Source organism: Subtercola boreus, from assembly GCF_003399625.1.
Taxonomy (GTDB): Bacteria; Actinomycetota; Actinomycetes; order Actinomycetales; family Microbacteriaceae; genus Subtercola; species Subtercola boreus_C.
Genome location: NZ_NBXA01000003.1, coordinates 22,399 through 35,223, shown reverse-complemented (window position 1 = coordinate 35,223; position 12,825 = coordinate 22,399). Strand labels below are relative to the sequence as shown.

Sequence of the window (12,825 nt, the reverse complement as noted above, 5' to 3'; positions counted from 1 at the left end):
TAGTACCCAGGTACCACACAGGGTGGAGGGGCCCGGCGCAAAGACCCGCCTGCGGGTGGATGCCCGGGGAGGGCGCCCCCTCGTAGTGTCGAAGCATGATCGAAGCACACTCACTCAGTAAGAAGTACGGCCCGAAGACCGCCGTCGACGACGTGACCTTCACCGTTCGGCCCGGCCTCGTCACCGGCTTCCTCGGCCCGAACGGCGCCGGCAAGTCGACGACGATGCGGATGATCGTGGGGCTCGACCGCCCGAGCGGCGGCAGTGTCACCGTCAACGGCAAGGTCTACCGCGACCACGCGGCTCCGCTTCACGAGGTGGGGGTGCTGCTCGACGCGAAGGCCATCCACCAGGGCCGGTCGGCGTACAGCCACCTTCTGGCGCTCGGTGCGACACACGGCATCGGAGCATCCAGAGTCCGCGAGGTCATCGAGATGACCGGCCTCGACACGGTCGCGAAGAAGCGTGTCGGCGGGTTCTCACTCGGCATGGGCCAGCGGCTCGGTATCGCCGCGGCGATGCTCGGAGACCCCTCGACGCTGATCCTCGACGAACCCGTCAACGGGCTCGACCCCGAGGGCGTGATGTGGGTGCGCGAGCTGGTGCGCTTCCTCGCCTCGGAGGGCCGCACCGTGCTGCTCTCGAGCCACCTGATGAGCGAGATGGCCCAGACGGCCGATCACATCATCGTCATCGGCAAAGGCCGCATCATCGCGGATGCACCGGTGGCGGACATCGTCAGTGGCGCGACCACCGCATCCGTGCGGGCGGTCAGCCCCCGTGCCGCAGAGATGGCGCGCCTGCTCAACTCGCCCGACGTGACCATCACGAGTATCGACGGTGAGACCCTCGAGATCGTCGGTCTCACGTCGGCCGCCGTGGGCGAGGTCGCAGCGACCAACGGCATCGTGCTGCACGAGCTCACACCGCTTCGCGGTTCGCTCGAAGACGCCTACATGAACCTCACGGCCGACGCCGTGGAGTACCGCACAGGGGTCTTCGACCCCGCGAACGCCCTCCAGCCGGCGGCCCACGCCGACCCGGCGAAGATCGACGCCCCCCACGAACACACCCACGCGGCCAGCCATGCCGCACCGACCCACGCCGCACCGAGCGGCCCGGAGGCACTCCGATGAGCACCGCAACAGCCCGGCGCAGCACCACGCTGCCCTCGTCCCCGATCCGCCTCACGGCGGGTGGCATCATCCGCTCCGAGTGGATCAAGCTCCGCTCCCTCCGCTCGACGATCTGGGCGTACGCGGTCATCCTCGTGCTGCAGATCGCCATCGGGCTGCTCGTGATCTCGTTCACAGTCAGCAATCTGGATTCCAGCCGAGGCCAGGCCATCCTGCAGTCGCCGGAGCTCGCCACCGCGGGTGCGACAGCCGGCGTCGTCTTCGCCCAGCTCGTCGTCTCGGTGCTCGGCGTGCTGGTGATCAGCGGCGAGTACTCCACCGGCCAGATCCGCTCGAGCTTCGCCGCCGTACCGAAGCGACTGCCCGTGCTCTGGGCGAAGCTCGCCGTGTTCGGCGTCGTCACATTCATCGTGTCGCTGGTCGGCATCCTGCTCGCCTACGCCGTGACCTACCCGATCCTCGCGAACGCGGGCCACTCGTCGAACCTCTTCGACTCGGCTGTCTTCCTGCCGATCATCGGGGCCGCCGGGTACCTGGCGCTGATCGGGATGCTCGCCCTCGGCCTCGGCGCGATCCTCCGCAGCACCGCCGGGGGTATCGCCGCCTCGCTCGGGCTGCTGCTCGTCGTTCCGGTGATCTTCGCGCTGATCCCGGTCGACTGGGCGCACAGCATCTCCGACTGGCTGCCCGGTTCCGTCGGCCCTGCCATCTACCAGATGAGCGGCACCTTCGAGTGGTGGCAGGCGCTGCTGATTATGATCGGATGGATCGCCGTCGTCTTCGCCGCGGCCGCCACCCTGATCCGCCGGAGGGATGCCTGAGCATGACGCCTGACGAACGCCCGGCCACTCCGCCCGACACGGCGACGGTGGCCGGGCGTTCGTCAGTTCGGCAGGCGCCGGCACCGGATGCCCGGCTGGACGACTTCGCCCTGCCGAAGCCGCCCGGCGTCTTCCGGCTCTTCTTCGCACGGCACGCCTGGATCGTCGATGGGTCGATCGTCGTGCTCTACGGGGTCCCGACGATCCTGATCGTCGGGATCTCCCTCGTCATGGGCCGCGCGGACTGGGTCGGCGATCCCGTGAAGACGGTCGCCGTCGTGGCCGGTTCGGCGGTCATGCTCGTGGCCCTGTACCTCCGCCGGCGGCATCCGCTCGTGCTGGTCGGGGCCACCGGTGTGGGGATCCTGCTCGTCACTCCGTTCTTCGAGGGGCTGGCCCAGGTTCCGTCTCTCGTCGCGCTCTACGGCGTCGCTGTCTACGTCTCGTCGCGGTCGGCGCTGGTGGCCTTCGCGCTGCTGTCGGTCGTTCGCATCATCGCGGACCTGATCGCTCTGGGAGGCGACTTCTGGGGCGGCGCCGCGATGGCGAGCGCGTCGATCTTCCTGATGCTGGTCGGCACGCTGGTGGGTATCAACGTGGGCAACCGCAAACGCTACGTCGAGGCATTGCTCGACCGGGCTGCCCAGCTCGGGCGCGAGCGGGACCAGCAGGCGCTGCTCTCCGCGGCCTCCGAGCGGGCGCGGATCGCCCGCGAGATGCACGACATCGTGGCGCACAGCCTCACCGTGATGGTGGCGCTCGCCGACGGGGCGGACCGCACTGTCGGCCAGGATCCGGCGCGCGCGCAGGAGGCGATCCGCCAGGTCGCAGAGACGGGCCGCACGGCACTCGCGGACATGCGTGTGGTGCTCGGGGTGCTCGCAGAGCCCCTCGCCGCCGGTGCGCCGCAGCTCGCAACCGACGCCCCCGCCGCCGCCCCCGCCGCCGCGAGCGTCCCAGCGACGTCGCTGTCGCCGCAGCCGGGCCACGACGATCTCGACGCGCTCATCGCGTCGTACCGCAGCGCGGGCATGGTGGTCGTGTACACGGTGATGGGCGAGATCAACCCCGATCCGGGCATCCAACTCGCCATGTACCGCATCGTGCAGGAGGCGCTCACGAACAGCCTGCGCTATGCACCGGATCCGAAGCATGTCACGGTCACCGTGGTCTTCTCCCGCACAGACATCTCGGTGACGGTCTCCGACCAGGGGCAGTCCCAGGTGTCCGCGCCCTCGATCGGTACCGGCCACGGCATCGTGGGGATGCGCGAGCGGGCGCTCGGCTACGGCGGCACCCTCGAAGCGGGCCCGACCACCGCCGGCGGCTGGCAGGTGCGGGCGAAGATCCCCGTGACACGACCGGCGGGTCCAGCGGCAGAGCGGTCGCAACCGACAGAGCGCTCGCTGGCCGCAGAGCGGTCGCAACCGGCAGAGCGCTCGCTGGCCGCAGAGCGGTCCCCGGCGGCGACATCACCGACCCCAGACACTGCCCGGGAGGGCGCATGACAGACATCAGGATCCTGCTCGTCGACGACCAGGCGCTGCTCCGGATGGGGTTCCGCATGGTGCTCGAGGCCGAGCCCGGGTTCGTCGTGGTGGGCGAGGCCTCCGACGGGGTATCCGGTGTGCACCAGGCTGCGGCGCTCCGGCCCGACGTGATTCTGATGGACGTGCGGATGCCCGGAATGAACGGCATCGAGGCGACCAGGGCGATCGTGCGTGAGGTGCCCGAGAGCCGTGTGCTCATTCTCACCACCTTCGATCTCGACGAATACGCCTTCGAGGCGCTGCGCGCCGGCGCGAGCGGATTCCTGCTGAAGGATGCCCGCCCGGCCGAACTCGTGGCGGCGATCGGTGCCGTGGCGTCCGGTGACGCCGCCGTGTCGCCCCGCGTGACCCGGCAGCTGCTCGAGCTGTTCGGTTCCGACCTGCCTGTTGCGGGGCGCGAGATCGGCGATCCGCTTCCGAGCGGAGGCTCCGGGCATCCTGCAGCCCGCCGGGGTCCCCCGCACGCCACCCGGCTCGCTGCCCTCACCGACCGGGAGCACGAAGTTCTGGTGGCCATCGCCGAGGGGCTCACGAACACGGAGATCGCCTCGCGCCTCGTGGTCTCGGAGTCGACGGTCAAGTCTCACGTCGGGCGCGTGCTGACGAAACTTCAGGCCAGGGACCGTGTGCAGGCCGTGATTCTCGCCTACGAGGCGGGGCTGGTCTCGCCGACGGAACGCTGACCGCCCGGCCGGTGTCGGTGGAGAATCGTGCAAAACGTCGGTGCACCGCTATGGTGGGCACAACCGAGGAGCCCAACATGGGCATTTTGCTCTATGGCAATCCCAGCATCGAAATTGCTTTCGACGACCGCGCCCTCACCCACCTGCAGATCGTCATCACGGCGAAGCTGCGGCGGCGGGAGAGTTTCGTGTTCAGCTGGACCGATTCACCGGATGCGGGCAGCGGTCGGAGCTCCATCTGGGTCGATGCCAGCAGCACGCTCTACTACCGGTTCCACGGCAGCCGGATCCCCTCGATCAACCGTCTCTGGATCGAGGAACTGATGGCTTCGGCGAACAGCGGCGGCGGCCTCTTCTTCAGCGCAGAGCCCGCGGCGGGGCGGTTGTAGGGATGGTGCACACTGCATTCGAGCCGTGGACGGCCGTGCTCAGCGGGCCCGAGTACCTGCTCACGCTCTACTTCCTGGTCGTCGCGGCGCTCGTGCTGTTCGCGGGTTTCCTTCGGGCCGTCTTCACGCAGCGGGAGGTGGGTGCGCGCTTCCGTCCGGCGACCGTTGCGCGCCTTGCGGTGACCGGCGTGGCCACTCTGTCGTACGTCATCGTGCTGATGGGGTTCGTGGGCGGTTACGACCGTGTAGGCGCCAGCTACCTTCCGAACGGCACGGCGATCGTCGCCTACGCCGCACGCTACATGGACTGGTCTGTCACGGTGCCCCTGCTGACGATCGAGCTGATGGCCGTGGTGGCGTTCACCGGCTCGGTGGCCCGCCGGGGCAGGCTCATCGCAGCGGCTTCGGCCTTCCTCATGATCTTCACGGGATTCCTCGGTGCCATCATCATGCCCGGCGGGTCAGCGGATGGCGGTGCGTCGTCGCTGCTTCTCTGGGGCGCGATCAGCTGTGTGTTCTGGATCGTCACCACCGTGGTGCTCATCCGCGCCGTGCGGGCCTCGTTCAGCACCCTGACACCCGCGTCTTCCGCTCTGCTCCGGAACGCGACGATCCTGCTCCTCTCCGGGTGGGCTGTGTACCCGCTGGTCTACCTGATCCAGATCCTCGGTGACGGCGGCGCCTGGGCGACGACGATGCAGGTGACCCTCTGCTTCGCGGACGCTGTCGTCAAGATCGGGTTCGGCACGCTCATCCACCGGGTGGCGAAGCTCCGCACGGCTGAGGATGTGCGGGCAGGGGATGACATGCATCCGGAGTCCATCTGGATCTCGTCGGTGAAACAGTCCGACGCGGGCGTGCCGCGCGAGGTCTACCTGGCCGACGGTTCCGCGGTGCACGAACGGCGCTCGAAGCCGCCGATGGCCTCCGCGGTCGCCGGCGAACCGCCGCAGGAGGTCACCGGGATGGCGGACCTGCTGCCACCCGGCCCGTAGGCGCCGCCCGGCCGAGCCGCGCCGAGCGCTCAGCCCGTAGGCTCGGAACATGGCAGACCTTCGAACCCTGTATCCCGAGATCGAGCCCGACGAGATCGGCTTCCTGCCGGTCGGAGACGACCAGGAGCTCTACTGGGAGACCTCCGGCAACCCCGACGGCAAGCCGGTCGTCTTCCTGCACGGCGGGCCGGGCGGCGGCACGAGCCCCGCGCACCGCCGTCTCTTCGACCCGGCGAAGTACCGCATCGTGCTCTTCGACCAGCGCGGCTGCGGCCAGAGCATCCCGCACGCCTCCTCTTCGCCCGATCACCTCGCCTCCAACACGACGTGGCACCTCGTCGACGACATCGAGAAGCTCCGGGTGCGCCTCGGCATCGAGCGCTGGATGGTCTTCGGCGGATCGTGGGGCAGCACCCTGGCTCTGGCCTACGCCCAGACGCACCCCGCGCGCGTCACCGAGTTGGTGCTCCGCGGTATCTTCACGCTCCGAAAGCTCGAACTCGACTGGTTCTACGAAGGCGGCGCGCGGATGATCGTGCCCGACCTCTGGGAGCGGTTCGTGGCTCCCGTGACGGCGTCACCGTTGGTTCCGGATGATCGGGGCCACCTCATCCGGGCCTACCACCGACTGCTGAACGACCCTGATCCGCGGGTGCACGGGCCCGCGGCGGTGGCGTGGTCCACGTGGGAGGCCTCGACGATCACGCTGCTGCCGCGCGCGGAACTCGTCGCGCGGTTCGCCGAGCCGTCATACGCGCTGGCGTTCGCGCGCATTGAGAACCACTACTTCCTGAACGGCGGCTGGCTCGACGAGGGGCAGCTCATCGCGAATGCCGGGGTGCTCCGCGGTATCCCCGGGGCGATCATCCAGGGCCGTTACGACCTGTGTACGCCCGCAGTGACGGCGTGGGACCTGCACGAGGCGTGGCCGGAAGCGTCGTTCACCCTCGTGCCCGACGCCGGGCACGCCTTCGACGAGCCGGGCATCCTCGACGCCCTCCTCGAGGCGACCGACCGCTTCGCGGCCTGACGTCCGCTCCCGCCCCGCCCGTCGCGCGCCGCGCCCGCCCTCGCCCGTCGCCTGCTACTCATTGTCGCTTTCGCCACCGCGCGCGCAGGCGCGGAAGCGACAGACGGGGGCGGAAGCGACGTGCGTGCGCGGAACGACGTGCGCGCGCGAAAGTGCGGGGCGGCCCGAGGGAGGGACCGCCCCGCGCCGGGGTAGCGATGGGTTGGGTGTGCTCAGCCGCCGATGGGGGTGGGGTTGGTCGGGTTCGAGGGCACCGGCAGGGAGCCGTGGATCTGGTTCTGGGCCTGGCACTGGCTCGTGCAGTTGGTGGCGCCGGCCGAGAGCTCGATCGCGTCCTCGCCGAGAACGCCGCCCAGGCGACCGCCGGGCTGCACGAGCCACTTGGTCACGGTGCCGGTCTGCAGGGTCTTCGTGGCGACCTGGGGGCTGTCCTTGCCGAGCAGCATCTGGTGCGCGTTCGGGCCGGAGGCCACGGCGTCGATGCCGTCACCGAAGTTCACTTTGCCCGTGAACGTGTTGGTGAAGTAGAAGATCCCGGGGGCGAGAGTGTGCACGAACTCGACGGGGGCGGCGAACTCGGTCTCCATCTGGAAGATGCCCCCCTGGGCGCCATCCTTCGCCTGGATCTTGTACTTGCCCGCCGCCGTCGTGAAGGTCACGACGAGGGTGTCGTCCTGCACCTGGAGTTCCTTGATGGTTGCTCCGGCGAGCTGCGCGGGGGTCAGTGTCGGTACCTTCGAGGCGAAGATCGTTGTGGGCTTCGTGACCATCCGCTGGGCATCCGGAGCGCCGGTCAGCGTGTAGTTGTAGACGCCGAGGTCGGCGACACGGATGTCGAACCCGACGTTGATGCCGCGAACCGCGACCGTCGCACCGGGCTTCAGGTCTTTCAGTCTGACGTCTCTGCCGGGAGCCGGGTTGTACGTGGTGCCGGCGACCGTGACGGCGAAGTCGCCGCCGTTGGAGCTGGTCTTGGCCTGGGCGGGGGAGGCGAAGGCGAGGGAGGAGGCGAGCACGGCGGCCGCGACGATCGCAGCCCTCCCGATGGTGCGCCTTGTGGGGGTGGGAGCCATGAGCGGGCCTCTCGGTCAGGAATCGAAACGGAACATACGGTACTTCGACTGTCGCCGGTGAGGCGCGAGGCGGCAATCGGACCATGGTCGTAGTACCCCCCCCGCCCCCCCGCTCAGCGAGCCCGACCCGGTTGTCACCTGAAGATCACAGAGAGGTCACGTGGGGGTCACACAGAAGTCACGTCGGGTAGGAGATGATGGGGGAACCGGCCAGGACGCAGCTCAACCGGTTCCGCTCCGCCCGCTTCGAACACGAGGAACCTTTTGCGTCCTGACGACTGTGCGCCAGCAGATTGGCGTGGCGAGTATCTTCCGTTCCAGCCTCACGACGGCGTGGCCATTCGCGGCGCCGTCTACGGCACGCTGATCGCTCTGCCGGCCTGGGGCGTGGTGATCGTGGCGATCTACGGGATGGCCCACTGGCTCATCTGAGGTCGACGCCACGCCTCGATGATCGAGCCGTTCTTCTTCGCCGGCATCCTTCGTGGGCGCAGGCAGAGGCCCCGCGCGTTCGCTGGTGCGAGCCGCGCGGGGCCATCCTCACGCCGTTCCTGTTCGGCGCGAGTCTTCGGCGGGGTCGCGCTCCCTCGGCGGAAGCGTCACCCCGTCAGGTCAGTTCCCCGAGGGTGCTCCTCGTCGGGGTCGGCGAGCAGCGAGGGCGAAGGAGACGAAGCCCGCAAGCAGAAACCCGAGAGCGAGTGCGCCCCAGGGGACCAGCTGCATTTCGAGGGGGGCTCCGGTGTGGGCGAGGGTCGCTCCCGTGCCTGAGATACCCGAGCCGCCCGAGGTACCTGCGCCACCGGTACCGCCTGCGCCCGCCGTGCTGCCTGTGGTGGTCGGAGTGGTCGGCTGAACGGTCGCCCCGGCATTCGGGCCGACGGTGGCGCTCGCGAGATCGACCAGGGCAAGCGAGCCGTTGCCCCCGAGGCCCACGCGGAGTGCAGTCTGGGCCAGTGCCCCGTTTACCATCTCGCGATGGTTGACGATGAGCTGCGCCTGGCTGCGGAGAGCCAGGCCGAGTGGCCCCAGGAAGGAGCTGCCGAGGTTTGCGAGCACCGGGCCGACTATTGCCTGCTCGGCCTTGATCACGAGACGGAGGGCCGGCTGGAGCCCGACGGGCACGCCTGCGACGGAAGCGGTGGCAGTTGCGACGAAGTCGTTCGTCTCCTGGATGATCCGGTTCGCGACGGCGAGGGGGATGTACTGGGTGAGATCGGTGTCGGCCGGCAGATTGTTGAGGTCGCTGCCGAGGCCTGCGGCCTGCAGGTCGGCCGTGGTCAGGTGAACCGTGAAGTCTGCGGGGAACGGGTTCGCCGGTGCGGTGACACCCGCTGTGGTCATCGCCGCGATCAGTGAGTCGATCGCGGGCCGGATGGTCGAGACGGGAGTCGCGACCAGCGAACCACCGACGATGACGGCAAAGCTGCCCAGTCGGTACTTCGATGTCTGCGTTCCCGCGACATTCTGCTCCGCGGATGCCGCAAGCTCGACGAAGTCGGCTCTGAGAGCGACAGGATCGATCACAGGGCTGCCGACGGTGATGGTCGCACCGCTGCCGGCGGTCGGCGCGCCGATCGATCCGCTGGGGGAGACGGCCCCCGCCGGCAGTCCGAGCAGGCCGGAGGCCGATCCGGTGGTTCCCGAGAACGCCGTCGACGATCCGTCGCTGTTTGCGCGGCCGTACTGCCCGATCTGGCCGACCTGGATCACTCCGCCGGTGCCGAACACGGGCAGGTTGGTCAAGCCGACTTTGAGGTTCGACAGGCCGACGAGGGCCAGCGCGTCGAGTGGGCGGTCGACGATCACGTCGGCACCTGGCCCCGAATCGACAGCGCTCGCACCCTTCAGGGGTGCCAGGGAATTGAGAACAGCGCTGGTCAGCAGTGGGGTGGTGACGAAGCGGCCCGCGCCCTGGGAGACGACGGTCTGCGCACCTGCGGTGGCAGGTGTCACCAGCGCGAAAGCTGTTCCCAGCGCGAGTGAGGCGACGAGCATCCGTTGCCCTGTGGCTCTGCGGGAGCCGGATGTTCCGGGTCGGGGTCGATCGTCGGTCGATGTGTTCTTCACTGCGGTTCCTCCATCGTGACCCGCCTTTTTCGGAGGGATCTCAGGAAGAGTAGCGCAGATCCAGTCATTTAATGAATAATCATCATTTAAGAATCGAAGGAGGCTGCCGGTCGATGGTGAGGATGAGGATGCCGGCAGCGAGGAGCAGGAGTCCGGCGACGATCGCGACGGTGAACTGTTCGCCGAGGAGCAGCACTCCGAGCACGGTGGCGGTCAGGGGTTCCACCAGAGTGAGGGTCGCGGTGCGTGAGGCGGGCAGCGTGCGGAGCCCGCGCGCGAAGAGTGTGTAGGCGAGTGCGACCGTGATCACCGCGAGCCAGGCGGTGCTGGCGAGACCGCCTCGCTCGCCGAGCCAGGTCAGGTTCGTCGTGAGGAGCACGGGGGTCATGATCAGCGCCGCGGCACCGAACGTCGCGCCCATCACGGCTGTCGGAACCCAGCCGCGGTCGAGCAACAGTTTGCTGCTCAGCGCGTAGACGGCGTAGGAGGCGCCGGCGCCGAGCGAGCCGAGCAGTCCGAGGGCCGTCACGCTCCCGGAACTGCCGCTCTGCGGTTGGCCGGGGCTGAGGATGCCCGACAGCACGGCCACGCCTGCCGCCGCCACAACCGTTGCAAGAGCCCAGCGGAGCCCCGGGGCACGGCGTCGCACGCCCCATTCGAGCAGGCCGGTGAGCACCGGGGCTGAGCCCAGCGCGACGAGAGTGCCGACGGCGACTCCGTTCTCCCGCGTGCCGGTGAAGAAGGTCGGCTGGTAGGCGGCGACGCCGATGGCTCCCACGGCGACCAGGGCCAGGGAGGGGATGCGGTGAGCCGGGGTGGTGCGGGTTCGGGCCGGGTCGCCTGGGTCTAATGGGTCGCCTAGGTCGAACGGGGCGCCTGGGTCGAATGGGTCGACCTGTCCGGCGCGACGGGAGCGTAGGGCGACCGCGACAGCCACGAGCGCGAGCAGTGCGCCGCCGAAGACGATTCGCGCCGCGCCGAGCGAGAGAGCGCTCGCGTCGGCTGCGCCGAGCGCCTGGGCGGTGCCCGTGGTGCCGAAACAGACGGCTGCCGCGACGACCAGGAGGGTGGCCACCCGTGCGTTCCGGCTCATCGACGTCTCCGGGCGGGTCACCTCCCGATTCTGGCACACGGGTGTGAGTCGCCGACGTCTGTGCGCCTGCAAGCGGGGCCATTGCTGGCCCTCGCGCAGCGCTACCGGGGTGCGTCGGCTCGCTCGCGGCGAACCGCCGCGATTCGCACCGCGATCGTCGCCACGACGACGACCGCCGCCGCGACCAGCGCTGCCATGGCCACGGGCCGGGAGGACAGGGCACCCGAGACGCGCGACACGTCGATCCAGACGAGCCCCCAGGCGAGCGAGAGCATCGGCGCGACGCTCCCGCTGCTCCAGACAGCGACCAGCACGCCGACGAGCCCCGCCACGCCGAGGATGGCGATCGCCCAGGCTTCGGGCGACCATCCGAAGCCCTCGAACCCGGAGAACTGCAGGAACGACGTGATGTTCGCCGCCGTCGCGATGCTGACCCAGCCGAGGTAGAGCCCGAGCGCGCCGTCGACGAGGAGGGTGCCGAGCACCGAGCGCCGACCCAGGCCACGCGTTGCGATCGCACGACCGTACGCCCAGCAGAGGGCGACCAGCAGCAGCAGGATCACCACGGCGCTGAGCGCCAGGAGGCCGGCCTGCACGCTGAGGATCCAGGCGGCGTTCAGCACCAGCGTGAGCAACACCGGGTATCCGAGACGGCGCTGGCGGTCATCCGCTCGCTGGGCGGGAAGGAACTGCCAGACGGCATAACCCACGAGGCCGAGGTAGATCACACTCCAGATCGAGAAGGCGCCGCCGGCCGGGGCGATCAGGGTGGCGTCTGCGCTGAGTGCTCCGCCCGCCGCCTGAGCGATGGGGGTGCCGCCCGCGGCGCCCGATCCGATGAAGGAACCCACCACGGCGACGACCGCTCCGAGGGCGACCAACAGCTGCCGCATCCGGTCGGAGTGGGGTGCGTGCCGACCGGAATCAAGGACGGTGTCGTGTGTCATGTACCTATTTGAAAGCCGCACGCCCGCCGAACGCAAGGTTGCGCCCGTCGATGTGCGGCTGTGGGAGGATGGGAGGTATGGCTGAGAACGGTGAACAGAGCGAGCCCATCATGGCGGGGAGCAACGACGCGACCAACGAGCAGAAGATCGACGGCATCCTCGCTCAGACGCGTCAGGACCACGCAGGCCAGAGCCTGGTGATTGTGCAGAACAACCTGCGCGAACGGTTCGAGCAGGCCGCCGTCGAGGTCGACGACATCACTCTCGCCAGACTCGCCCACGACATCTCCGACAGCTGACACGAACCGGGGCCAGCCGGTCTGCTGCCGCTCGCCCCGGATTCCGCCGCACGTGATCCCTTCGAGGTGACCGGTTCCATGCTCAGTCCTTCGACCTGGCCCGGCTGGGTCCGAGGTCTGCTCCTCGTCGCAGCGTTCTCCGCGCTCTTCCTCCCGCACGTCGGCTGGCTAGCCACGCTCGCGCTCATCATCACCGCGCTGATCTCGTTCCGTGCGTCTGCCGCACTCCGCCACGACGACGATCTCCTCCGCCGTGAGTTGCGGGATGTTCCGGTGGGGGATCCGGTTTCGACGGTCGAGGTCGAGGTCGAGCATCCGTTCGAGGTGTACGCCACCGACTTCCACCAGGAGGGCATCCTCGCCGTGGTCGAGGCCCGTACCGCCCTCGCCGAGCCGGGCGAGCCCCTGTTCGCTTCGCTCGAACTCGAGCCCAACAACCCGTTCGACACGAATGCGGTGCGCGTGGAGCTGCTGTTCTACTACGGGTCGCAGAAGGTCGGCTACCTGCCTCCCGGACTCAGCCGGGAGTGGGCCGCGCAGCTCCGGCCGCGCATCCTCGCTTCTGAGCAGGTGATCGTGCCGGCGACCATTCTCGGTGCGGGGTCTCGGAACGATCCGTGGCGGGTGCGGCTCGGCTGAGCGGCTGCGCCGGTGAGCTGCGGCGAGGCGGGGCGGGGCAGTGCGACGCCGAGCTGCGCCGGTGCAGCGCGGGGCGCCGCGGCTCCGGATGCGCGCCCTCTCG

The 12,825-nt window shown here is 69.2% G+C and carries 13 protein-coding genes; 9 read left to right on the top strand and 4 right to left on the bottom strand.

Annotated elements, in window-relative coordinates:
- The first annotated feature begins 95 nt into the window (after positions 1–95).
- The 7 genes from B7R21_RS01970 to pip all read left to right on the top strand — a co-directional run bounded on the left by B7R21_RS01970 (position 96) and on the right by pip (position 6,604).
- Positions 96–1,136, top strand: a complete 1,041-nt coding sequence (locus B7R21_RS01970) for an ABC transporter ATP-binding protein (RefSeq protein WP_116281579.1) — start codon at positions 96–98, stop codon at positions 1,134–1,136.
- Positions 1,133–1,957: an ABC transporter permease gene (locus B7R21_RS01965; protein WP_116281578.1), complete on the top strand. Its 825-nt coding sequence runs from the start codon at positions 1,133–1,135 to the stop codon at positions 1,955–1,957. Before B7R21_RS01970 ends, B7R21_RS01965 begins: the two co-directional genes overlap by 4 nt.
- Before the next feature lie 2 nt (positions 1,958–1,959).
- Positions 1,960–3,465, top strand: a complete 1,506-nt coding sequence (locus B7R21_RS01960; protein ID WP_116281577.1) for a sensor histidine kinase — start codon at positions 1,960–1,962, stop codon at positions 3,463–3,465.
- The gene (locus B7R21_RS01955) at positions 3,462–4,190 is read left to right on the top strand and encodes a response regulator (RefSeq protein WP_116281576.1); all 729 of its coding nucleotides are present in this window, start codon (positions 3,462–3,464) and stop codon (positions 4,188–4,190) included. Before B7R21_RS01960 ends, B7R21_RS01955 begins: the two co-directional genes overlap by 4 nt.
- 77 nt (positions 4,191–4,267) lie before the next feature.
- Entirely contained in the window at positions 4,268–4,579 is a 312-nt protein-coding gene (locus tag B7R21_RS01950) for a DUF7882 family protein (protein WP_116281751.1), read from the top strand.
- A gap of 2 nt (positions 4,580–4,581) precedes the next feature.
- Positions 4,582–5,574 (top strand): bacteriorhodopsin, encoded by a 993-nt coding sequence (locus tag B7R21_RS01945; RefSeq protein ID WP_116281575.1) that lies wholly within the window; start codon positions 4,582–4,584, stop codon positions 5,572–5,574.
- A 49-nt stretch (positions 5,575–5,623) separates the two neighbouring features.
- Positions 5,624–6,604: a prolyl aminopeptidase gene (gene pip, locus B7R21_RS01940; protein ID WP_116281574.1), complete on the top strand. Its 981-nt coding sequence runs from the start codon at positions 5,624–5,626 to the stop codon at positions 6,602–6,604.
- 212 nt (positions 6,605–6,816) lie between these two features.
- On the opposite strand, the gene B7R21_RS01935 is transcribed toward pip, so the two are convergent.
- The 4 genes from B7R21_RS01935 to B7R21_RS01920 all read right to left on the bottom strand — a co-directional run bounded on the left by B7R21_RS01935 (position 6,817) and on the right by B7R21_RS01920 (position 11,784).
- Positions 6,817–7,677, bottom strand: a complete 861-nt coding sequence (locus B7R21_RS01935) for a hypothetical protein (protein WP_116281573.1) — start codon at positions 7,675–7,677, stop codon at positions 6,817–6,819.
- Between the two features lie 612 nt (positions 7,678–8,289).
- On the bottom strand, positions 8,290–9,744 hold the full coding sequence (locus B7R21_RS01930) for a choice-of-anchor G family protein (RefSeq protein ID WP_147305773.1): 1,455 nt from the start codon (positions 9,742–9,744) through the stop codon (positions 8,290–8,292).
- 82 nt (positions 9,745–9,826) lie between these two features.
- Complete coding sequence (locus B7R21_RS01925) at positions 9,827–10,858, bottom strand: DMT family transporter (protein WP_253259590.1); 1,032 nt, start codon at positions 10,856–10,858, stop codon at positions 9,827–9,829.
- An 80-nt stretch (positions 10,859–10,938) separates the two neighbouring features.
- Positions 10,939–11,784: a tryptophan-rich sensory protein gene (locus B7R21_RS01920; RefSeq protein WP_116281571.1), complete on the bottom strand. Its 846-nt coding sequence runs from the start codon at positions 11,782–11,784 to the stop codon at positions 10,939–10,941.
- Between the two features lie 77 nt (positions 11,785–11,861).
- On the opposite strand from B7R21_RS01920, the gene B7R21_RS01915 reads away from it, so the two are divergent.
- Both B7R21_RS01915 and B7R21_RS01910 read left to right on the top strand, forming a co-directional pair.
- A complete protein-coding gene (locus B7R21_RS01915) occupies positions 11,862–12,083 on the top strand; it encodes a hypothetical protein (protein ID WP_116281570.1) in 222 nt (73 codons plus the stop codon).
- Between the two features lie 78 nt (positions 12,084–12,161).
- Positions 12,162–12,722: a hypothetical protein gene (locus tag B7R21_RS01910; protein WP_147305772.1), complete on the top strand. Its 561-nt coding sequence runs from the start codon at positions 12,162–12,164 to the stop codon at positions 12,720–12,722.
- Positions 12,723–12,825 lie beyond the last annotated feature (103 nt).